21 protein-coding genes and 3 pseudogenes are annotated in these 21,986 nt (G+C 39.7%); 5 read left to right on the top strand and 19 right to left on the bottom strand.

Annotated elements, in window-relative coordinates:
• The 10 genes and pseudogenes from BLP57_RS16240 to BLP57_RS16200 all read right to left on the bottom strand — a co-directional run.
• Positions 1-903 (bottom strand): reverse transcriptase domain-containing protein (locus BLP57_RS16240; protein ID WP_207646717.1); only part of this gene is annotated, 903 nt, incomplete at its 3' end.
• A 582-nt stretch (positions 904-1,485) separates the two neighbouring features.
• A pseudogene (locus BLP57_RS16235) lies at positions 1,486-2,883 on the bottom strand (VirD4-like conjugal transfer protein, CD1115 family); the annotation flags it as partial.
• The gene (locus BLP57_RS16230) at positions 2,880-3,443 is read right to left on the bottom strand and encodes a PcfB family protein (protein WP_055163285.1); all 564 of its coding nucleotides are present in this window, start codon (positions 3,441-3,443) and stop codon (positions 2,880-2,882) included. The gene BLP57_RS16230 and the pseudogene BLP57_RS16235, both read right to left, overlap by 4 nt.
• Entirely contained in the window at positions 3,444-3,722 is a 279-nt protein-coding gene (locus tag BLP57_RS16225) for a hypothetical protein (RefSeq protein WP_055297478.1), read from the bottom strand.
• Positions 3,709-3,855: a hypothetical protein gene (locus BLP57_RS17915; protein WP_162290843.1), complete on the bottom strand. Its 147-nt coding sequence runs from the start codon at positions 3,853-3,855 to the stop codon at positions 3,709-3,711. Before BLP57_RS17915 ends, BLP57_RS16225 begins: the two co-directional genes overlap by 14 nt.
• 68 nt (positions 3,856-3,923) lie before the next feature.
• Positions 3,924-9,185, bottom strand: a complete 5,262-nt coding sequence (locus BLP57_RS16220; protein ID WP_092073253.1) for a SpaA isopeptide-forming pilin-related protein — start codon at positions 9,183-9,185, stop codon at positions 3,924-3,926.
• 472 nt (positions 9,186-9,657) lie between these two features.
• Positions 9,658-10,317: a sigma-70 family RNA polymerase sigma factor gene (locus BLP57_RS16215; RefSeq protein ID WP_005334835.1), complete on the bottom strand. Its 660-nt coding sequence runs from the start codon at positions 10,315-10,317 to the stop codon at positions 9,658-9,660.
• A gap of 619 nt (positions 10,318-10,936) precedes the next feature.
• Positions 10,937-11,164: a hypothetical protein gene (locus BLP57_RS16210; protein ID WP_005334838.1), complete on the bottom strand. Its 228-nt coding sequence runs from the start codon at positions 11,162-11,164 to the stop codon at positions 10,937-10,939.
• A 234-nt stretch (positions 11,165-11,398) separates the two neighbouring features.
• A complete protein-coding gene (locus BLP57_RS16205; RefSeq protein ID WP_226824768.1) occupies positions 11,399-11,815 on the bottom strand; it encodes a hypothetical protein in 417 nt (138 codons plus the stop codon).
• Between the two features lie 14 nt (positions 11,816-11,829).
• Entirely contained in the window at positions 11,830-13,119 is a 1,290-nt protein-coding gene (locus BLP57_RS16200) for a Y-family DNA polymerase (RefSeq protein ID WP_330421539.1), read from the bottom strand.
• A gap of 247 nt (positions 13,120-13,366) precedes the next feature.
• Here BLP57_RS16200 and BLP57_RS16195 point away from each other — a divergent pair, with 247 nt between their 5' ends.
• The 3 genes from BLP57_RS16195 (at position 13,367) to BLP57_RS16185 (ending at position 15,152) form a co-directional block, all read left to right on the top strand.
• Entirely contained in the window at positions 13,367-13,825 is a 459-nt protein-coding gene (locus BLP57_RS16195; protein WP_005334845.1) for a helix-turn-helix domain-containing protein, read from the top strand.
• 167 nt (positions 13,826-13,992) lie between these two features.
• Positions 13,993-14,433, top strand: a complete 441-nt coding sequence (locus BLP57_RS16190) for an ImmA/IrrE family metallo-endopeptidase (RefSeq protein ID WP_005423556.1) — start codon at positions 13,993-13,995, stop codon at positions 14,431-14,433.
• Positions 14,434-14,498: 65 nt separating this feature from the next.
• A complete protein-coding gene (locus BLP57_RS16185) occupies positions 14,499-15,152 on the top strand; it encodes a CpXC domain-containing protein (RefSeq protein ID WP_005334848.1) in 654 nt (217 codons plus the stop codon).
• A 102-nt stretch (positions 15,153-15,254) separates the two neighbouring features.
• Here the strand turns inward: BLP57_RS16185 and BLP57_RS16180 are convergent, their stop codons facing one another.
• Positions 15,255-15,464 (bottom strand): DUF6219 family protein, encoded by a 210-nt coding sequence (locus BLP57_RS16180; protein ID WP_005334849.1) that lies wholly within the window; start codon positions 15,462-15,464, stop codon positions 15,255-15,257.
• Positions 15,465-15,509: 45 nt separating this feature from the next.
• On the opposite strand from BLP57_RS16180, the gene BLP57_RS18790 reads away from it, so the two are divergent.
• Both BLP57_RS18790 and BLP57_RS18910 read left to right on the top strand, forming a co-directional pair.
• Complete coding sequence (locus tag BLP57_RS18790; protein ID WP_081019506.1) at positions 15,510-15,803, top strand: penicillin-binding transpeptidase domain-containing protein; 294 nt, start codon at positions 15,510-15,512, stop codon at positions 15,801-15,803.
• Positions 15,800-15,856 (top strand): annotated as a pseudogene (locus BLP57_RS18910) (hypothetical protein); the annotation flags it as partial. The gene BLP57_RS18790 and the pseudogene BLP57_RS18910, both read left to right, overlap by 4 nt.
• A gap of 73 nt (positions 15,857-15,929) precedes the next feature.
• Here the strand turns inward: BLP57_RS18910 and BLP57_RS16165 are convergent.
• From BLP57_RS16165 to BLP57_RS16125, 8 genes and pseudogenes are all read right to left on the bottom strand, one after another.
• Positions 15,930-16,805 (bottom strand): ABC transporter ATP-binding protein, encoded by an 876-nt coding sequence (locus BLP57_RS16165; protein WP_005334851.1) that lies wholly within the window; start codon positions 16,803-16,805, stop codon positions 15,930-15,932.
• A gap of 4 nt (positions 16,806-16,809) precedes the next feature.
• Positions 16,810-17,469 (bottom strand): hypothetical protein, encoded by a 660-nt coding sequence (locus BLP57_RS16160; RefSeq protein WP_005334852.1) that lies wholly within the window; start codon positions 17,467-17,469, stop codon positions 16,810-16,812.
• Positions 17,470-18,534 carry an ABC transporter permease gene (locus BLP57_RS16155; protein WP_040015615.1) on the bottom strand — a complete coding sequence of 355 codons (1,065 nt, stop codon included), beginning with the start codon at positions 18,532-18,534 and terminating at the stop codon, positions 17,470-17,472. It lies immediately after the preceding gene.
• Between the two features lie 82 nt (positions 18,535-18,616).
• Positions 18,617-19,798: a HAMP domain-containing sensor histidine kinase gene (locus BLP57_RS16150; RefSeq protein WP_005334857.1), complete on the bottom strand. Its 1,182-nt coding sequence runs from the start codon at positions 19,796-19,798 to the stop codon at positions 18,617-18,619.
• Positions 19,786-20,460, bottom strand: a complete 675-nt coding sequence (locus tag BLP57_RS16145) for a response regulator transcription factor (RefSeq protein ID WP_092073251.1) — start codon at positions 20,458-20,460, stop codon at positions 19,786-19,788. The genes BLP57_RS16150 and BLP57_RS16145 overlap by 13 nt, the downstream gene beginning before the upstream one ends.
• A 176-nt stretch (positions 20,461-20,636) precedes the next feature.
• Positions 20,637-20,744, bottom strand: a pseudogene (locus tag BLP57_RS16140) (TnpV protein); the annotation flags it as partial.
• Positions 20,745-20,917: 173 nt separating this feature from the next.
• Positions 20,918-21,538 carry an NUDIX hydrolase N-terminal domain-containing protein gene (locus tag BLP57_RS16130; RefSeq protein ID WP_005334860.1) on the bottom strand — a complete coding sequence of 207 codons (621 nt, stop codon included), beginning with the start codon at positions 21,536-21,538 and terminating at the stop codon, positions 20,918-20,920.
• 149 nt (positions 21,539-21,687) lie between these two features.
• Positions 21,688-21,986 (bottom strand): hypothetical protein (locus BLP57_RS16125; protein ID WP_139148866.1); only part of this gene is annotated, 299 nt, incomplete at its 5' end.

Raw genomic sequence — 21,986 nt, 5'->3', positions numbered from 1 at the left:
GTTATAGACGTAAGGTGTTGTAGATTTTTCAATCATTTCCAGTTCCTTAAGATTTTTGCATCTGATTTTCTTTTCTTCGTCAGACAGACTATCCCATATCTCTCTGCCCTTTTTCCTATATCTGTATGCCTTACCGACACTGGACTTATATGCAGTAGAAAAATGTTTCTTCTTAGCTTCTGTATTGAAGTTTTCTGCATAATTTTCCATAAATTTGTCCAATTCATGAAGGTAAATATTTGCCATCACTGGACTGACTCCCGACCCCTGCGGCACTCCGCTATAGGTTCTGTTGAATGTCCATTGTTCCATATATCCTGCTTTTAGGAATTTCCATATAAGCTGGATAAACGCTTCGTCATCAATCCTCTTTTTCAAGAGGTCGATAACTACATGGTGGTCGAAACTGTCAAAACAAGCGTGTATATCTCCTTCCACAAACCAGTTCGCACCAGTAAAGGTGTTCTGTATCTGTTTCAGTGCTGTCTGACAGCTTCTGTTTGGTCTGAACCCATGTGATTTATTACTGAACACAGGCTCATAAATACTCTCCAAAATCATCTTAACGACTTCCTGCACGAGTTTATCATCCCCCGACTGAATACCCAGAGGACGTTTTTTACTGCTGTTTTTCTTTGCAATATATTCTCTTCTTGCAGGCTTAGGTTGGTAACTTCGGTCTTTTAAGGATAAAATAATCCTCTCAATTCTCTTGTTACCCATGCCATCAATCGTTGTTCCATCAGCTCCGGCAGTCATACTGCCATCATTTGCGTAGATATTTTTATACGCAAGCCAATAAAACTCCGGATTGTACAGATTTCTGTATAATCTCTGAAATCTGTAAGTTTCATTCTTTGACTTTTCCATCAAATTTTTCAATACCTCAGTTGGATTTCTCAATGCCTCTCGCACCTTCCTTCATTTTAGTATTTTCTGATAAGCTGCTCCCCTTCGCCATGTGAACGTCATTAACGTCTCGGACTACTATGGGAGCTGTGTGACCATGCCTGTTACCAGGTTTAGGTCATCCCCAGTTAGTAAATACAGGATTAGCATTCAGTGTTGTCGGCACCGACTTTCGCCATTTATCCGCTGTCTTGCGGTTGCTCTTTCATGAGTATCGCTTGCTTTCATAACTGCGAAATGAAACCAACATGAAAAGCATACGTTTCAATCCTTTTCGTATGCGGGGCACAGGTTCCCCCACTCTGGCTATCGTTTAGGCAGTTTAGCTTTGTACCTCATACACTGATTTTTATTCTTAAATATTCTGACGCATAGGATTAGCGCCTTTCCTATTTACGTTCCAACTGGAACAACAACATGCTACACTCCCCTTCGGGTTTCCCCTCTCGGATAAGTTGTAGAATAATAGGTTGTGATTTTTCATCACCTGATACTTTTACCTACCGCTTGCTAAAGGCGGTATCCTGTAAATACCACGTCGCCAATTTATATTGCGCTGGCGACTTCTGGGCGCACACAGTTACCTGTGATCGTCTCTGCAGCATCCTTATAGATGGTTTTCAGCTGAGATTGTGACTGCAGAATGATAGAAGCGGAGATTTCCCTGCTTCGGATCGTAGCAATCAATTTGTCGAATTTTGGAATCTGTCCGATATTGCTGAACTCATCAAGAAGCAGCCGTACATGATAGGGAAGTCGGCCTCCATGCTCATCATCCGCTTTATCACAAAGCAGGTTAAAGAGCTGGGTGTACATGATCGCTACCACAAAGTTGAATGTGTCATCGGTATCACTGATGATGACAAACATAGCTGTTCTCTGATCACCGATCATATCCAGTTCCATTTCGTCATACGACATGATTTCTCTTAGCTCCTGAATATCAAATGGTGCGAGTCTGGCACCACAGGAAATCAAAATCGATTTTGCAGTTTTGCCGGCAGCAAGCTTGTACTTGCGATATTGCCTTACTGCAAAGTGTTCCGGATTTTCTGCTTCCAGTTCTTCAAACAATTCATCCACTGCATTTTTAAATTCTTCATCATCCTCCCTGGTCTCACTGGCATTGATAAATTCCAGCAAAGTAGAAAAGTTCTGTTCTTCCTCTGGTGCCTCATACCAGATGTATCCGATCAGTGCAGAATACAAAAGACGCTCGGCCTTGACCCAGAAATCTTCAGTTGATTTTTCGCCCTCACCCTTGGTATTTGCGATAATGGTATTGACCAGCTTTAAGATGTCTTTTTCACTCCGGATATAATGGAACGGATTGTAATGCATGGACTTTTTAAAGTTGATCGTATTTAATACCTTGATCCGGTATCCTCCATTTACCAGCATCTTCCCGCATTCAACGATGATCGTACCCTTTGGATCAGTGACCACATAGGATACGTGGTCCGTCATCTGCATAAGATTGGGTTTCACATAGAATCTTGTCTTACCGGATCCGGAACCACCGATGACAATCACATTCTTATTTCTGGCATACTTTGGTGCTTTTGGTCTGCTGTTCATGGTCAGACGTTCCGTTTCTGTGAGGATGACATTGTTTTCAAAAACCGGATCCATGAAGGGTTCGATATCTTTTCTATTTCCCCATCTTGCAGATCCATACTCCACACCCTGCCGGAACTTCTTTGCGTTTTTAGAACGATAGTAGACAACCAGTTTTAATGCACTTGCAACCAGAACACCTACTGTAAGGTCCTGCAAAGCGATACTTGGCAGCCAGCTTAAAAATGCCAGTCGAAAATTGACTAACATCACGCCAAGTCTCTGGACCATGCTTTCTCCCAGGCAATGCCGGTACAGCCAGGATCCTTTATCTGCTACATAGAAGATAAAGAAATATGGGAGATTTAAGATCACCAGCCGTTTGATCTGGACCTTCTGTAATTTCTCCCGCATCATCGTTCCTGACCTCTGGATTTTTGTCTCTGCTTCACACGCTGGCGGTGCTTTGCTTTTCTTTCTACAGATTTCTGCAGTTTCTTTCTGACAGATGGTTTCTTCACCTGTTTCTTTTTCAGTTCTACTCCGGCATATTCCCGGAAAGCCGCTGTCATCACATCCACATCTTTAGCCTTAAAGAAGACCAGATATTTTGGTGGATCCGCACCGACTTCTTTTTTCAGGCTGTAATCAATCCCGTACTTTCTTGCCACACGGTCAAAGGATTTGATATTTTCATCTGTGATCTTTATGTTGGAAAGCTGTACTCCCTGTGCATTCAGCTGCTTGATGGTCTGCTTTCCATGTGGCTTTTTCTTTTCAATCTTTTTTCGGGCTTTTTCCCTTCCTTTCTCCTGGGCCCGTCCGGTCTTTTCAGCCATTTTCACCTGCGTTGCTTTCTGTTTCCTCCGGTTGTCCATTTCCAGGAACTTCCGAAGGGCTGCTTTTAGCACACTGGCAGTGATCTTGACTCCCTGGATGCTCAGGCTGATCACTTTCTGATTTACTTCTTCCTGCAATTACCCACGTCCTTTCTTTCCTTTCATTTCAGAATGAAGACGGGCAATACAATATCCGATGCATGGAACATGTTTTCCATACGGACAGCCACCACATGGTGTTGTTTTTACCGCTTTTTTCTTTTCAGGAAGCAGATAATGGCACTGCTTCAAGTTACAGCCTTTCTTTTTGCCTCCCCACCAGTAACAGTACTTACAGGACCATGGCTTTTCTTCGCTGTACTTTCTTCCTTCTATAGCTGCATTTGGTTCTATGATCAGATCTTTATTTGTCTTCATTCTGTTCTTCCTCTTTTCTCATGATTTCTGTCAGTTTTTTCTCTGCCTGACTTCCGGCAGCAATGAGACAATACAAAACTGTAAATATTGCCGCTGCTCCCAGAAGAGCAACAAAAATAATGATATTTCTCATGGTTTCTCCCATCTAAAAAAGCGTCCACAGATTCCTTTCGGTTTCCATGAACGCTCATTCTTATTTGATTAGTGTTTCTTTTTTCTCATAAATGCAAGGGCTCCTGTACCAGTCGCACCAATGCCGAGAAGCATAAACCACAGCCACAGATTGGTGTTATCCCCAGTCTTTGGTGAATCACTGACAGGTTTTCCACCTTCCGGTGTCTTTTCTGCCGGTTTTTCCTCATCTACCATGGTTACATGCTGTACTTCACTAGTATCCTTTACTTCGAATTCCACATCTTTTGCAACCAGATAGCCATCCGGTGCTGTTTCTTCACGGAGAGTGTATTTTCCGATTGGAAGCATTTCGATGTAATGTGCTTTCTCTGTACTGGTCCAGCTTTCGACAACTTTTCCATCCTGATCAAGGATCGTGAGTTTTGCTCCCGGAAGTTCTTTTCCGGCGATATCCTGTTTGGAGATTTTCACCTTCGTCACATCATCCTTCATCTCAACTTTCTGCACATCGGCAGTATCTTTGATGGTGAACTTCACGCTTTCAGCTGTCACATAACCATCGGCCGGTTTTGTTTCAACCAGTGCGTATTCTTTTCCGACAGTCAGCTCACGGATCACATGTGCTTCTTTACCGGAAGTCCATTCATCCACGATATTTCCATCGGCATCTACCACTTTCAGCTTACATCCTGGAAGTTCTTTTCCGGTTGTCAGACTGGATTTGGTAAATTCTACAACGGTTGGCTGATTCTCAAAGGTAAAATCATAGGTTACAGTCGGCTGATTCTCACCTGCATACTCAAAAGTAAATTCCTTTACTTCATCGTTGGTTACGAATCCATCCGGTGCATAGAGTTCTTTTACATAGTAAGTGGCTCCTATTGGAAGATCTGCAACAAATGTGATCTTTCCTTCTTCATCCGTAGATTTCAGTTCAATGATCTCATTGGCTTCGATCAGGACTTTACCAGTTGTCTCAGACTTAATGTCTTCTTTGGCAAATAATCCAAAGATAGCGCCTTCCAATGTACGGTCAGAATCTTTTTCTTTCTTAAGTACACTGACTTCTACTCTCTGGCGGTTGTTCTGCCAGTCTTTGTCATAGACTACAACTGGTGTATTCTGATCCACGTAAGTCAGATCTACATGACGGATCTCACCATCCAGTACATGACCGTAAGCAGTTCCTGTTTCTTTCACATAGTATTTACCAAGTGGAAGATTTTCCAGTTTTGCAATACCGGTTTCATCTGTCTTGATCGTTGCAATCAGTTCATCCTTTTTATAGTAATCGTCACTGACGCCATCGGCAGCCTTAATGTCTTCCTCAGCATAGACTTCAAACGTAACATCTGTCAGTTTTCCGGTTACATAGTTGAAAATGTGTTCCACCACACCTTTGACCTTATCGGCCAGTGTAACAGAATCCAGAAATTCTCCCTTTTTGTTGATGATGAGTTCACCAACCGGTACCTCGTCCTTCATTTCCACTTTCTGAACCTCTCCGGTATCTTTGACTGTGAATGTCACATCATTGGCTACCAGATAACCATGCGGTGCAAACTCTTCATGTAGGGTATAAGTCTCACCCACCTTCAGATATTTGATCACATGCGGTACATCTTTGGAAGATGTCCAGCTATCTACTACATTTCCATCTTTATCCGTTATTTTCAGATAAGCTCCATCCAGTTCTACACCGGTTGTTGCATCTGATTTTGTGATCTCAACAGTTGTCGGCTGGTTCTTCTTTACGGATTTTAATGTTACTGTCTGTACATCCTGCCCCTGATAAGAAGCATCAAATCTCAGTACTTCATCCGAAGATACGAATCCATCTGGTGCTTTCAGTTCTTTTACATAATAGCTTCCAAGTGGAAGATCCAGTGTACATGCTGCCTGACCTTTTTCATCAGAAGTCATTTCCTGTAAAAGAGTATCTGCTTTGACGATCACTTTTCCATCTTTCGTCTGAATGTCTTTTGCATTGTAAATACCGAACACTGCTCCGGCTACTGTATTGCCTGTCTCAGCATCCTGTTTTTCGACAGTAATCGACACTTTCTGTCGTTCATCTGTGACAGAGATTTCTTTCTCGATCACTGCAGTATCCTGATCCGCATAAGCAAATTCGACATTTTCCGGCACAGTATTTAACACATAAGTGTCCGGTGCATTCTTCTCTTTAACATAGTACCTGCCAAGTGGAAGATTCTTTACGGTTGCATAACCATCTGCATCCGTTGTGACGGTTGCTACCAGTGCATCCTTTGCAAAATACAGAGTTCTCTGTCCATCTGCACCTACCTGATGATCGGCAGTATAAATATCCTCTGCCGCATAGACTTCAAATTCAGCACCTGCAAGTCCAGCCATTTCAAACTGGAATTCCTTATCAAATCCCTTTAACACTTCACCCTGTTTATAGATCTTTAACTGACCTTTGACCGGGGCATTGGTATATTCCACATCAATGACTGCATCTCCTGTGACAGGATCGGTCAGATAAGCAGTATCTGTATCAACTGCAACTGTCACATAGTTTTTGGATATTGTGTACCCATCGGGTGCCGTCACTTCCTCAATCCTGTAGTTACCAGGTTTCAGATTCTTTGGCAGTACCAGGTATCCTTCTTCATTTGTGAAATAAGATTTGTGTACCGTTGGCTTTGGATAGGATGTTGTCTGTTCCACATATTTCTGATTATCCAGGTCATATACCTTGAATTCAGTATTCGCCAGGAGTACAGATTTCTGTGTTTCTGCATCCTTTTTGATGATCTTTAATTTTGCTTTGAATTCCTTATCCAGAAGCACTCGCCATGTCTGTGGTGTATCCGGATGATTCTCTGTGATCTTCACTACAAAATCATCGACCGGTGCATAGTTGTGTTTGCTTGTGGTTTCTCTTACCACATAAGTTCCATATGGAAGCGGAATCGATCTTGCATATCCTTTTTCATCGGTAAACATTTCTGCCTGGCCATCTGCAGTCAGTACAACTGGTCTGGCTGAGTCAAAATCGTAACTTCCATCTGCTTTTACTTTCAGATCACTGACAAGCCATGCTGAAAAACCAACTCCCTGCAGAAGATCTGCATCGGTCTTTCCGTTGTTTGCTGCCTTGATGATCTGAAATGGCTGTTTGATGACAGTTTCTTTACATACAGAAGTTCTTTCTACTGTCGGAACAGTAGCACCTTCGTAAGTACAGTCCACCTCATGTTCTGTCGGATCCAGTACGTATCCCACCGGAGCACTAAGCTCTTTCAGATAATACTTTCCAAGATAGAGATCCGATACAGAAGCTTCGCCATTCTTATCCGTTGTCAGGGATGTAATCAGGCTGTCTTTCTTATGGATCGTTCCGGTTCTTCCATCCGGATGAACAATATCTTCCCTTGCATAAAGGCCATATACTGCACCTTCCAGCGTTGCATCACCCTGTGCTGCATTCCCTGTCTCAGCATCCTGTTTTGCAATGTTGATCTTTGCATTTACACGTTTGTCTGTTACATTTTTGGTCGTTGTCTTTCCGATAGCAAGAGTCACATTATAAGACTTTGTATCGATCTGATACCCTGTTGGAACAGAGATTTCTTTCAGATAAACAACTTCCTGTGTTTTCTCCATTGTGAGCTGTGAAGCACCATTCTGATCAGTTGCAGGCATCTCTGCAATCAGCTTTGTACATGCAGCATCGGAATAGATCCCGTACACTGCACCAGCCAGTGCATTTCCTGTATCCTGATCTTTCTTTACAATGGATACTTTGCATTCTTTTGTCCAGGTTACTTTAAAATCCACATATTTCTCATTTCCGACACCTTCACCGAAAACAAGAGCCAGGTCCTGTGTCCCAGATCCTGTTGTGATCTTATAGGCTGAATATTCCTTATCAATACTTCCTTTCATCTTAGAAGAGAAAGTAGCACTGACATTTTCTGCCTGATTAAGTGGTGCTGTCAGATAGAACTTTGTACCACCGGAAATCTCCACATTAGCCCCTGCAGCACTTGTTTTTCCGGTTGTCACATTTACAAGTTTTACACCTTTCGGCAGCTTGAAAGTAACCGTCTGCAGTTTATCCGCTTTGAATGTGATCACACTTGTTCGCTGGCTGTTTCCTTCCACATAAGCCTTTACATTAGATTCGGAAAAGCTCATATCTACAGACGGAATGTCCGGCATATTTACACAATAATTGTAAAGCTCCATTGCCAGGTTCTTTCCTGTTGCATTAGTTCCGGATGCCCAGTCACTGGATCCATTTGCATAAGCTGCTGCAAGATGGGTAATGATGAATCTCTTTCCTGCCGGAAAATCCGGATGTTTCTCATCGAAGAAACCATTCTCATCACTTGCTTTTGTTCCGTAATAGCAGACCTTTGCAAGTGTCTTTCCATCGGCAAGTTTCTGGATCGTATAAGTTCCATTTCCCGGTCCTTTTTTCGATGGTTCAACACAGTATGCTGTCGCATTGATGCTTCCCCATTTCACATAATATGGACAAGTCAGATAAGAACCTAATCCATAGTCTGCGTAATAGTACCAGGAGCCGGCTGTAACTGTGACTGATTTTGTTCCTGTTTCACCGGAAGCAAGCATCATTGGCATATCAAAAGTAATACTTTCGCCTGCTTCAAGATCTGCAAGAGCAACTTCCTGGTCAACAGCTTCCTGCATAACCTCTGAGAGTGTGATCCCTGTTTCCGGATCAACGGTCTCCTGATCCTCCGTTGCTTCGATTTCTGCATCAAATTCTTTTTCTGTCAGTTCTGTTTTGCTCTCCGTGTCAGCAGCATCAGTTTCCTCTGTAGACGAGTCAGCCTCCGAATCCTCTGTTTCTGTCTTATCGGAAGAACCAGCATCCTGATCAGAAGAACTTTCTGACTGCGAATCTTTCTGTTGATCCGCTTCTTTTACCACGATCTTTCGATTGATCTGGTAGGTTGGGTGATCCGTTGTCTGTGGTTCTACATAATAGACTGCCTTATAGGAATTGGCATAATCGGTAGAAAAATCATTCCCGTCCGTATCTTTTGCTTCCTGAAATGTAACTTTTACTTTGCTGTCATCCTGGATCGTAAGACCGGTATAATCACTCTTTACATCGAAATTGTCTCCAACCTTGATCTCATAATCCTTTGCAGTTACCACTTCATCTTCATCCAACTGATCCTTGATCTCCTCATAATACGGAATCTTTTTTACAGATCCGGCATCATCAGAAGCATAGGCAACAGCGGGAGAGAGTACCGTCGATAGAACCGTTACTGCAGTCAGTAAACCGGACATCACCCTGCGTGCTTTCTTTTTCACGTTCATTCTCTTAAATCCTTCCTTTCTGATTCTTTTGTGTATGGTTATCTGTTAGTTTCTGCATATTATCTTTTATACGAAGATGATCGCCTCCTTTCCTGAAATTTGCGCTATTTGGGACAGTCAGCACAAGCTGAGATAACAGCACAAATATATGGCGGTACCTGTTTGTCACAAATACCGCCACATGATTTCTACTGTCATCCTCTTTTTAGATTCAGACATTTTATTTTGATTTAAGATTTAAGCGTTTTCCTGTTTTCTTTCCCGGATCCGTTCCTATATCAGTTTCCATCTCTGATACGTTTTCTTCTGGCAGACACGCAGCTTTTCGCTCTATGCATGTTCAAACCAAATATCACTCCGGGCAGGCTATTCATTTTTCAAGGTACATGAAGGTGTTCTATGCAAACCCTTCATATAACGAAACGCTCAGAGCCTGTTTTACAGTGGTCTAATTCAATTTTTTGAAATTTTTTTAAAATTCTTCGTTTTCCGCCTTTTTTTTCATCGTTTTTAATGCCCTGTTCAGGAGGTCATTTACACTCTGCTGTTTGATTCCCAGATAATCTGCAACATCCTGCTGACGCATTTCCTCGAAATAAACCAGATTGAGTACCATCTTTTGCCTCTCTGTCAATTCCTTGATCAGCGCATGCAGAATTTCTCTGTCGATAACATCGTCAACAAAATCTTTTGAAGATCCTCTCATAATCTCCGCATCATCTGTAACATCGCTGTTAGAAAATACACCATGATTGGTGCTGATTTTGCTCTGGCTGTATGCCATACGGTCTTCAGCCTCTATCAGCAGACGGATATACCAGTTTTCATTATCAAAGAACTCTTTATTGAATTCCTTGTTATCGCCAGTTACACTCACATATTCATAGTCATCACAACTATGAAGTGGAAATACGGTTGATTGATTTCCTGCTGTATAAAGTACATATCCGTGATCATAAACAGAGATTGTTGTATCTGCATTGATCATTTCCTTTACTACAACTTTGTGTTCCTTCAAGGATTTCACGCTTGGGATTCTCTTCTCCACATCAGCAACTTTCACGATTTTTTTCAGTTCTTTTAATGTCAACATAAAGACCACCTTTCTGCCTTTCGGCTCCGGGTGGTCCATTCCATCTTTTATAAAATTCCTGCACAGACATAAAGAACTGCAGTACAAGAGGTCACGAACTCACCCGTTTTTTTTGAACGGGAGTCCGCGACTCTTTTGTAACGCATGTATCTGCGTTTAGATTAAGTTTGCCAGATTGCCTGGCTTATTCAGTTGCTATGTGCATCTTCTGATTTATTCTCTGTTTGCTGTTTGCGAAACATGGAATAATCGCCCATAGCATCGTAAGGACAACGCCTTACAAATTCCTGGTATTCGATTTCAGTCATCTTTGCTTCCTCCTTTGTGTCATATTATCAAAATCTCTATTTACAATTATTTTTGCAAAAAAGAATTCAACCTCTATATAACGAAATGCTGAGAGCCTGTTTTACAGTGGGGTACGACAAAAAATTTAAAAATTTTTCGAAATACGTCAAAAAAGCCCGACAAAACAAATACTTCAACAATCTCCAAAACCAGAAAATACTTCTGATCTTGCAGTGTATCCGTAAATGTTTTGCCGGGCTCTTAGTGATTCCAGTCAGGTTCAGCTCCTTGACAAACTCTTGCTGTCTGGTGCGTTCTTGATGGTTCTTGCCAAATCCAACGCTTACTAAAGACAGCTCATTCTATTCTGTTATGATCCCTGATTCATCATCTTTCGGGAATACGTCCGCATCCTGGACTTTAATTGTTCATCTCTGATGTGGATCGGACGAACCGACACCATATCATCCTTTACAAATATCTCCAATGTACTGCGACATTTTTTGCACTCCACTTCTGAATCGCTTTGTGCGCTCTTTTCAATAAATGCTCCGCATACAGAGCAGTGTACATGCCATTTAATAGCACCTGATCCCATATAGGCTTCCTCCTTTAAGCAATAAGATATTTCTCCATTTATTACTCAACGGACCAAAGGGAAATCAAATCCGCCTTATGAGCATCATGCCATCCATTCCGTAAGTGCCAAAGCTGCACGAACAGCACGATTTTTATTCTGATCAGATCTGCTTTGTCGATCTGTGCATCTTTTTTTATCCTTCCACCAGCTACCACACACTCTTTCCGGTATAAAAAATTCCGCTGTGATTAATTAACATGATATTTCAATAGTTTCAAATACATCACCAGTCAGATCACAGATGTCCTGGATCTGGATCTCGGTATCATCAATCCGTAAGTGGACTGATGGATCAAAAAATTCTACGGTTCCAGATAATGTATGGTACTGACCAATTAATGGATTCTTCCATGACTTTTGAAAATAAGTTGCCTGTATCTTCATTCCATATACCAGGATCCTTAATTTCATATCCAGCTCATTTTTCTTTTCCTCAGATAAATCTCTTTTTGGTTCGTAAATGATTTCCTGTTGCCGGATCGTTTCATCCAGTCCACGAAGTGCCGCAAATGGAGCAAACTGTTTTGCCCTGCGTCCTACATCCATGGGATGTCTCCTGGAAACCGGTCTTGGTAAATATAAATACGGTTGATATGCACTTGCCAGCACTATTCGCACCTCCTCTAAGCACGGTGTCCTCCAACCTGTTCATTGCGTTCTCTATAGGTGGAACACTCCAGCAGATTGGATCCACGCATGATCGCATTCTTTCCATAACGCTGCTTTACATTCAATACTGCTTCCTGTAAATGCCGTTCTTTATCAGTCTGTTTGGGATCATCAAACAGGCTGTACTGCACATAACTTTCAGGAGCAACCCTGTTCGCACACACCTCGATTCTTCGGATTCCGGTATATCTGTCTGCAATCCTGAGATATAAATCTTCCACTGCATCTATGATCTTTTTGGAACTGTTACTTTCTCTTTCGAGTTTTACGGTTCCTTTGGATGCCTCATGCTCATACCTGTGGTCATAGGCGATCCATAAGGTGAGAGAGCTTGTTACCAGTCCTTTTTCAAACAGATCCAGGACCAGATTATCTGTCATTTCCCTTACGATCACAAGTGCTTCGTCAAAAGAATAATTTCGCATCAGCACCTGACCATTTGAAAGGCTGTGTTCCTCCGAATGATAGTTCTTGATGTCACTCATCCGGCACGTTTCATATCCCCATGCATGATCGATCAACAGCTCTGCATCAATCCCAAACATCTTATACAGCCAGTCTTCGGATCTTAAAGAAGCCATTGCGATATCGCCCATCGTATGGATCCCGTAACCAGCCAGTTTCTTTTCAGTCCGGGATCCAATCCTCCAGAAGTCACTTAATGGTTTATGATCCCATAGCTGCTCTCTGTAAGAGAATTCATCCAGGATTCCAATATGGTCATCCACATGCTTTGCTACGATATCCATTGCGATCTTAGCAAGATACAGATTGGTTCCCACACCTGCAGTTGCAGTGATGCCAGTTTCCTCCATGACTGCCTGCATAAGCTTTATCGCCATTTCTTTTGCAGTGAGATGATAAAGCTGCAGATAGTTTGTCACATCAATAAAACACTCATCAACACTGTACACATGGATATCTTCTTTTGAGACATACCGTAGATAGATTCCATAGATCTTTGCGGAATAATCCATGTACAACTGCATCCTCGGCATGGCTGTAATGTACTTCACACAATCCGGTATCTCATGGATTCGGCACCGGTTCTTGATGCCAAGAGACTTCATAGCCGGAGTGATTGCCAGGCAGATTGTTGACTTTGATCTGGTCGGATCTGCAACCACCAGGTTTGTTTTAAATGGATTCAGCCCACGTTCTACGCATTCTACAGAAGCATAAAAGGACTTCAGATCAATACAGATAATAGAAGTCTGATCCTGACTCACATTGCCACCTCCCATACGTCTTTCCTCTTTTTGTAACATGTATCCCATTTTGACTATCAATGATTGTCTATCCTTCCTGTTTTCATTGAATTACAGGAAATTCATTTCACATATCCATTGACAAAAGAGGAAATATTGTGTATCTTATAGGAAAGATGTTTCCCTTATCTGTGATTCACATTATAGGAGAGATATTTCCCTTTGTCAAGATTAATTTTTAATTTTCAGGAGACACATTTCCCGTTTTGCCTTGAGGCGGCTAATGAAACTTATAAGACAAGGCTTAGAAAGAGGTATGTTTATGACATTCGGTGAAAAAGTAAGATCATTAAGAAAAGAAAAAAAGATGAGTCAGCAGGAACTGGCCAGTATGGTTGGTGTTTCATATAGGACCATTCGATCCTGGGAAGTAGAAGGACGTTTTCCAAAACAAAATGTTCTGTATCAGAAACTGGCAGATGCATTACAGTGTGACGTTTCTTATCTCATGAGTGAGGATGAAGCTTTTATCACAGAAGCATCCGAACAGTTTGGTAACCGTGGTGCCAAACAGGCTCAGCAGATCCTGGAACAGGCTGCAGCTATGTTTGCTGGTGGATCACTGACAGACGAAGATAAAATAGCTTTTATGGATGAGATCCAGAGCCTTTATCTGGATTCCAAAAGACGTGCAAAGAAATTTACACCGAAAAAATATCTGAAAAACCAAGAGGAAAAATAATAGAAGGCGGGATTATTGTACACCTAATCTGTTACCTTATAGTTACAAGGATATTTCTGCCCTTTTTATTTTTTACTTTTGAGGTGATTTATTTGAGAAACACTTACATATATACAGAAACAAAGAAATTAATCAAGAAATATGGCACCAGGGATCCCTTTGAGATCATGGATCAGATGAACATTGTTGTCGGGGAAACTTCCAGATATAAGACACTGAAAGGATATTGTTTTATGAGCTGCAAGACGATCTATGTCATGATCAGCAGTTTCCTTTCAGAAGAAGAAAAGATGATCGTTGCCGCCCATGAATTAGGGCATATCATCCTGCATCGTTCCCAGCTGAAAATGGCTCCGATGCAAGATGATACACTCTACAATATGACGGATAATACAGAATACCAGGCCAATCTGTTTGCTGCCGATCTTCTGATTGATGATGAGGAGATCGAAGATATGGTTCAGAACGAAGACCTGGATTACTTCGGACTCTGCAGTTCTCTGAATGCAACTCCGGAACTCATGAGCTTTAAACTATACAGCCTGACAAAACGAGGCCAGGCTTATCATATGCCGATGGAGATTCAGAGTAATTTCCTGGCAAAATAATAAAGGATAAGCGCATTCTACAATAAGAAAACTATAGATTTATCTCACTGAAAGGAGGAACATTTATGTCAAGACATCATATTGAAAAAGTAACTTGTCCTTCCTGCCATCATGAGGGGGATTTTGAGCTCTGGGACAGTATTAATACTGCACTGGATCCTGAAATGAAAGAGAAGGTACTTAATAAATCTATTTTCCTTTATACTTGCCCGAGCTGTGGAGAGACCTTTCGTTTAAACTATCCTACACTCTATCACCAGATGGAAGATCTTATCATGATTTATCTGGTTTCTGAATCAGAAGTAGAAAAGACATATGAAATGTTTTATGGTGAAAATGCTTTGTTTGATTTTCGTACTGAAAAATATTTATCCCGAATCGTAACGTCACCAAATCAGCTCGTTGAAAAGATACAGATTTTTGATGCAGGTAAAGATGACAGGATAATGGAACTTGTTAAATTACTTGCGACAGATTCTCTTCTCGAAAATAATCCTGATGAAGAATTTGATGAACTGCGCTTTGCTGTCGACGATGACGGAACAAATATTCTTGTAATCATTAATAAGGGTGAGACCACTGGTGCAGTTGACATTGACGATATGTATGAATTTGCTTCTTCACACTGCACTGATTTCAAAGATCTCCGAGATGATGAGGATATTGTTATCAATCGGAAGTGGATTCTTAACAAACTTGCTGAAGCAGAAAACGAATAGTATATTTGGTGGCTACACCCCCAAGCCCCTGTAGAATAAATAACGCCAGTACTGGATATCAAAAATCCCGCACCGGCGTTATTTATTAAAATATTTTGTTTTTTAATCTTCAACACTCTCTACTGAAACTTCTTTTTTCTTCCTACTTTTACCAGAAATCATCTTGTGTCCTGTATAAATAGCCATAATCATGCAAAGCAAAGTACTTGCTGCAAAGTACTTATGGCCTTCTTTTGATCCCTTATAACCTGTATAAAAAGTTCCAAGCATTGTAATCAGTGCACTGATAGACCAATATTTATGTGCTTTCATTCAGATACCTCCTGCCGTTTTTCTTAATCATATACCTTTTAAAATATATATACAAACTGGTATTTTGAATCAATCGACAAGCAGCTCGGAGCTTCCACTATAAATTCATACCTTCAGCAAATAGGATATGGCAATGAAAATATATCCGGAGATTTCTCTTCCTACTGGATGCAGTCATCCTTAAAGATTTCACCAGTAGAACAAGTTGAACTTTTGAAAAATTTATATCGAAACAACTTCAACTTTACTCCTGCTAATATTCATGCCGTCAAAAATTCCATCCATCTTACCGCCTCTGAAAATGGAGAATTTATGGAAAAACCGGAACCGGACGAGTGAACGGGCAGGATATAAATGGCTGGTTTATAGGTTTTATAGAAAGCCAAAATAATACATACTTTTTCTCCACAAATATTCAAAGCGAACAACGTGCAACTGGTAGTAAAGCATCAGATGGTGCTTTATCTACTCGTATTGATTCGTCACATAAATATAAGCATCTTCCAACGTTGCAGGAATTGACATACACTCCAATTCTGGCTGTATTTCAGAAATCACTCTTAACTGCAATCCCCCCTCAACATACTGTTTTGATGTAATACGATACTTCTGTTCCACTTCTCTTGCTTTTCTCTCATCAGGTACTTTGCAAATCCAGATTTTCCCCTGTGCTTCTTCTGTCAAATTCTTCATAGAACCCGCATATAAGAAACTACCTTTGTGCATAATTGCAAGTTGGTTACAGGTAGCAGCCAAATCTTCCACCACATGAGTTGAAAACAAAACCGTTCTGTTTTCAGAAAAATCTACTAACAAATTGCGGATGCGAATACGTTCCTCTGGATCTAAACCGGTAGTCGGCTCATCCACAATCAAAAATTCCGGTTCATTTAAAAGCGCCTGCACTAATCCTACCCGTCGTTTCATCCCGCCTGACAACTGTTTCATTTTCTTTTTCCGGTGTTCTGCAAGACTGGTCTTTTTCAAATAATATTCTATTCGTTTCTTGCACTCCGCTTTTGGAACACCTGCCAAATCCCCCATATACTCTAAACACTCCTGAACTGTCAAATTCGGGTAAAGATCAATTTCCTGTGGCAGATACCCTATTTTTCTCTGGATTTTTTCATAGTTTCCTTCACTATATAAAATCCTGTCCAATGTGACCGTTCCACTTGTAGGTTTAAGTACAGTAGTTAAAACCCTCATCAAAGTTGTCTTTCCTGCTCCATTTTCTCCCAATAATCCAAAAATTCCATTCGGTATATTTAAATTCGCATGATTGATTGCTGTCACACCATTTTTAAATCTTACTGTTAAATCCTCAATATGAATACTCATAAACTTACCCTCTCTTTCTAACTATTTTCGGCAATACTACCAATAAAATCAATCCAATACCAATACACAAAGCTTTCCCTTGCAGCCATGTAACATCAGCAGTATTTTCTATATCTCTGAAAGCATAGGAAAACAGATTCCATGCCCCAAAAAGTTTATCTCCTCCCGTGGAATTTGTTGCTACCCATATCAGAAGACAGCTTCCAATCCCCATCCACATATTGCGAAAAAGCATAGACAATGTATTGACCAATATTCCCCAAAAGAAAATGGTTACTACAATCGCTAAAAAATAGGCAATAAACTGAAGTATTTCACTTTCTGTTGCCGGATGTGTGACCGGTTTTTGAAACACAAAAAACAATCCGTAACCTAAAACAGCAAGCAGTAATAAAAAAACTTCCTGTATCATTATTCGCTGCATGATGGAGCAAATTCTCTTTCTTATTGGATACAGCCTATGGATTTCTGATCTCTTGCTTGTAATTTCCTGCACATAAGTGTCCGCACAAAAAACAGCAGTCAATATAGCAAAAGGTGCCTCAATGGAAAGTCCTATTTCATTTGTGAATACAACCCCACGTATCAAGCTTAAAATCACAACAAAAGATACTGCATAAGCAATCTTATAAAACGGCAGAACAATCTTCATTTCCTTCTTCATTTACATCCGCCTCCTCTTCCAAATCTGTATTGAAATCAGAATAATCACTACAGATGCTAAAATAAGTAGACTCTGATTTAAAAATGCCATTGGTGGCGGTGTCGTATCGAAAAGCTGATCAGGGAATCGAACCATAATCGCAAAAGGTCTTCCCCAATATCCATAAACTCCTTCCGCATTTCTTCCGCCCATATTGGAATATACCATGTAAAGAATCAGAAGCGGCACTCCCGGAAGTGGATTTTTAAATAGGAGTGAAATCAATGTATATACACTTACAATCATCAGCATATTGGGAAGTATATAAAGTACAGTAGAAACTATAAAATCCCAGAACCGCACTTCAAACCCACTGTCTTTTGTATAAATAACACACAATGCCCAAAATAATAGATTTATAATAGTCAGAGCAATCAAACAAATTGCAAATCCTGCGCTTACTTTTCCCAATACATACTTTCCGGCAGTGATCGGTTTCGTGTGAAGCAATTCATAAGTATGCTTTTTCGTATCTTGTAAAAACAGAACCGCTAACATAATTGTTGCAAAAAAACACATAAACAACCCTGCAAAATCAGCAAATTTTCTTGAGTAATAAAAAGAAAACGTCTTATTTTTCATTTTTTCGTTCAGATATGCGTTGATTTCTTCTGATGTTCCTTTGTAATAGGCACTATCTTCGTACATATATCTTGCACTATACCAATCATATTTTTCCTCCAGATATACGAATGCTTCTTCTAACTCCATATCAACAAGTTCGCTCATTACGGATTGTGCCTCTAAATCAGACATTTCTAATTCATCAATTAGTGCTTGTTTTATCTGTCCACTCCATATTTCTCGATGTTTTTCAGGATTCGCAGGAATATATCCTTCATAAACATCTCCTAAGCGAACTGTATCAGGATAATCATTGACAATTTTCTCTCCTTGCCCTAAATAGTGTGTCATTAAATATGGACTTGTCGTATTAAACACACCATAAATCACAAGCAGAATACCTACCCAAAATAACGGTCGCTTTAGATAATTCTTAATCTCTCTTTTAAAAATAGCAATCATACGTTTGTCTCCTTTCCTTGTTATAGACATCATAAAATATAAATCACAACAAAAAGACAACAGTATAAAAAAATCGGACTGCTTATGCAATCCGATGAAATACTGCTGTTATTACAGCTCCACTCTGTTTTTCGTTTTCTATAAGTAACTGTCCGCCATGCTTTTCACAATACAATCTGCTGATATACATACCCATTCCTGAATGTTTCAAACTATCTTTCACATTTTGCTGATAAAAAAGCTCTGTTGCCTTTTGTTTGTCTACTGTAAATCCCACTCCATCATCCTTTACTCTGATTTGTAATTCAGAATAAGTAAGGAGAACTTCCATTTCCACTTTTGTTTTGGCATAACGAAAGGCATTTGACAAAAGATTTTCTATAACCTCTAAAATCACTTCCTTATCTCCCGAAAATTTTTCTGCTGTTTCCGAACATTCTAAATCGTATTGCTTTCCAAATTTTTTCTCAAACACATTCATCTCTGCACGTATGTCTGTTTCTAACTGCTTACTTGTAATTTTTTCTGCCACCAACTCCCTTGCATCTAAACTGCTCATCTTTCGCATTGTTTCCACAAATATATCCATACGTTCAATCTGTTTTTTGCTTTCATTTACCATATCTAGGGCTTGCTCCATATTTATCTCTTTCTTAGGGAGATATTCTGAAAGCATTTCCTGATACCCCTCCAGCACAGATAGTGGAGAACGTATATCATGTGCAATCGCTGTTCGCAAAGCCTTTTCTTCCTCAATCATTTTCCATAATTGATGGTTATTTTCTGCAAGCTGCTCCTTCATCCGTTCAAATTCTCTGCACAATCTTCCCATTTCATCTTTATTTTCATAGGTAATATGAAAATCCAAATTATTTCGACCAACTTGTTGTGATGCCAGTTCTAATTCTTCAATGGGATTTTTCAATTTATGCTTATAAAAAAGAAACACTGCTATGATATTGCCTACCACAGACACGATAAGTACTGTAAACGTCTGAAGGAAATCGCATATCTCTGATACATGATAATCAAATTTTTTCATTTCATAAGAATTCGGTCTCGGAACATCTGTCAAATACTTTCTACCTTCACCTTCTGCCATTTCAAAATACTTTTCTTGATCTACATATTTCCACCAAATGTCATCTTGTATAGTGGCTGCCATTCGCATAATCAATGCTGAAAGATAAAAACTAACTATCAAACTAACAATCATATACAAAACTATAGTTTTTCTCAACGAAAGATTTCTTATTTTGTCCATTTATATCCCATCCCCCATATCGTTTCAATATATTCATGCTCCGTATATTGATTGATTTTTTTACGAATTCTACGAATTAACTCTGTCACCACTCGGCTATCTCCTTCTGCATCGTATCCACTAATCTTTTCATAAATACGTTCCTTATCAAACACCATTTCAGGGTTCATGGATAAAAGTTCTATAATCTCATATTCTAATTTAGTAAGCCCTAAAGCATTTCCTTTAATATGTACGCATTTACTGGCATAGTCAATTACTAATTCCCCATAAAACCGTTGTTCTGTTTTTCTATGTAAACGTTCCTCACGTTTCAAATGGGCAATAATTCTGGCATCTAATTCTTTCAAACTGAATGGTTTTAAAACATAATCATCGCCACCAGACAACAATCCCATTACTCGATCCTGTTCTTCTACTTTTGCAGTCAAAAAAATAATCGGACAGGAAACCATATCTCTGATTCTTCTGCACACTTCAATTCCGTCCATTCCCGGCATATTTACATCCAATAAAATAATATCGGGATTTACACTTATCTTTTCCATTGCTTCTATGCCATTTTCTACAATAATCACTGTATAATTCTTCAATGTAAAGTATTGATTCAACATTTTTAGCAATTCTCTATCATCATCAACCATTAAAATTTTATAGTTCATAAATTCCACCTCTGGCTATAATGCTATCTTTTCTTTATAGTATATCTTATAAAAAACAACAAATAAACAACAATTCCTAAAAGGCAACAGCCTTTCTAAACTGCCGCCTTTTCTCCTTCATTTTATTTCCATTATTGATAAACCATCTCTGTATCCACAATCTCCCTTGCACACGATTACATATTGTTCATTCTCGCTACCCATTCCATCTGATTTTCTGCCTTTAACTGTTCCGTGATCCCCTGTGCCTGTTTCATCTGCTCTACAATTCTTTCAAACCTTAAATACTTATAGTCGTCTGTATCCAAACAAACAAGCCGAAGTCGCACAACAACTTGAAAATCTTATCAACGGAACAACAGTCCCAGATACTATTATAAAAAAGGAAAAAGAGCTCCTTCGAGCTCTTTTGATTCAGTTCTGTAAACTTGAAGTTGTCAGTTTAGAAAACCGGAAGTCAATCAAATAAAGCTTCCCATTTTTCTGATTGCATTGCATTAAAACACATCGCAATTTGTTCTTTATTATTCTTTTCTTCTGCAAGTTCTGGAAGCTCATCAATTCCAAAATAATCAAAACCTGTTGTTTCAATATTCGTTTTAAATTGACCGCCCGTCACTTCACATTGCATAAAAATCTTACATACTTTATACGCATATATTGGAAGATTATGTTTCTCCCTATCTTGAACAGCAATCACACGTTTTACAGTAACATCAAGTCCTGATTCCTCTTTGACCTCCTTTATTGTATTCTCCTCTACGGAAATATCGACATCACACCAACCTCCCGGTAATGACCAAGTACCATTTGCTTCATGAACCAATAATATTTTCCCGTCTTTAAAAATCGCAGCCCTTGTATCTATTTTAGGAGTCTGATATCCTACATCACTGCAAAATAAATTTTGAACTTTTTCTGTAGATATTTCAGTTTTATAGCTTATCATTTCAGCAGAAATTTCTCGGATTCTTTCATATCGTTCTATATCAAATTTGTCCTTTCCATAAAACAAACCACCCTGAGCAATAGCTTGTAATTCTACTGCCCATTTTAGCCATTGTTCGTTTTTATTCATAGATTATCGCTCCTTTAAATTCCGAGTTGTTAAACTCTTTCTAACCTCCATCTTCTTGCCCTTCGGACAAGAAGCATCCCTCGCTCTAAGAGCTCGGTCAATTCCGATTTGCACTTCAAATCGTTTTCTTTATTCTATCATAGCATCCATTATTCCGCCATCAGTCTTTCGAACCAGGTATCCATGACAATGATAAACTGGCCTGCTCCTGGCAATTCTTGTAGCATTTCGTCAAGAGTTTTCTGTTTCACATATTTCTGCACATACACCCAACAGGCAATGCTACTGGCTTCTGATACAATGTCAGCTATGGTTTTGCGCATAAGCTCTTCAAATTCAGTAATTTCTTCTTTTGGGACAACATCATACAGTGTTGGTGCCTGATGACTTAATTTTACGCCATTTTCATTTGCATCTTTAAGCAGATTCTTAACTTTTTCTCTTGAAT

This window comes from Blautia sp. SF-50 (genome assembly GCF_900101315.1).
In the GTDB taxonomy this organism is placed as follows: domain Bacteria; phylum Bacillota; class Clostridia; order Lachnospirales; family Lachnospiraceae; genus Blautia_A; species Blautia_A fusiformis.
Note: the sequence above shows the minus strand (reverse complement) of the source record. Positions and strands in the feature narration are given on the sequence as shown.

What these genes read in the sequence shown, in the direction of transcription:
- BLP57_RS17915 (WP_162290843.1), bottom strand. Translation starts at nt 3,855, where the DNA reads ATGAGAAATATCATTATTTTTGTTGCTCTTCTGGGAGCAGCGGCAATA.
- BLP57_RS16195 (WP_005334845.1), top strand. Translation starts at nt 13,367, where the DNA reads ATGAAACTTATAAGACAAGGCTTAGAAAGAGGTATGTTTATGACATTC.
- BLP57_RS16220 (WP_092073253.1), bottom strand. Translation starts at nt 9,185, where the DNA reads ATGAACGTGAAAAAGAAAGCACGCAGGGTGATGTCCGGTTTACTGACT.
- BLP57_RS16225 (WP_055297478.1), bottom strand. Translation starts at nt 3,722, where the DNA reads ATGAAGACAAATAAAGATCTGATCATAGAACCAAATGCAGCTATAGAA.
- BLP57_RS16130 (WP_005334860.1), bottom strand. Translation starts at nt 21,538, where the DNA reads ATGAATAAAAACGAACAATGGCTAAAATGGGCAGTAGAATTACAAGCT.
- BLP57_RS16185 (WP_005334848.1), top strand. Translation starts at nt 14,499, where the DNA reads ATGTCAAGACATCATATTGAAAAAGTAACTTGTCCTTCCTGCCATCAT.
- BLP57_RS16200 (WP_330421539.1), bottom strand. Translation starts at nt 13,119, where the DNA reads ATGGGAGGTGGCAATGTGAGTCAGGATCAGACTTCTATTATCTGTATT.
- BLP57_RS16190 (WP_005423556.1), top strand. Translation starts at nt 13,993, where the DNA reads ATGGATCAGATGAACATTGTTGTCGGGGAAACTTCCAGATATAAGACA.
- BLP57_RS16210 (WP_005334838.1), bottom strand. Translation starts at nt 11,164, where the DNA reads ATGGGATCAGGTGCTATTAAATGGCATGTACACTGCTCTGTATGCGGA.
- BLP57_RS16165 (WP_005334851.1), bottom strand. Translation starts at nt 16,805, where the DNA reads ATGAGTATTCATATTGAGGATTTAACAGTAAGATTTAAAAATGGTGTG.
- BLP57_RS16150 (WP_005334857.1), bottom strand. Translation starts at nt 19,798, where the DNA reads ATGGACAAAATAAGAAATCTTTCGTTGAGAAAAACTATAGTTTTGTAT.
- BLP57_RS16145 (WP_092073251.1), bottom strand. Translation starts at nt 20,460, where the DNA reads ATGAACTATAAAATTTTAATGGTTGATGATGATAGAGAATTGCTAAAA.
- BLP57_RS16180 (WP_005334849.1), bottom strand. Translation starts at nt 15,464, where the DNA reads ATGAAAGCACATAAATATTGGTCTATCAGTGCACTGATTACAATGCTT.
- BLP57_RS16215 (WP_005334835.1), bottom strand. Translation starts at nt 10,317, where the DNA reads ATGGACCACCCGGAGCCGAAAGGCAGAAAGGTGGTCTTTATGTTGACA.
- BLP57_RS16155 (WP_040015615.1), bottom strand. Translation starts at nt 18,534, where the DNA reads ATGATTGCTATTTTTAAAAGAGAGATTAAGAATTATCTAAAGCGACCG.
- BLP57_RS16160 (WP_005334852.1), bottom strand. Translation starts at nt 17,469, where the DNA reads ATGAAGAAGGAAATGAAGATTGTTCTGCCGTTTTATAAGATTGCTTAT.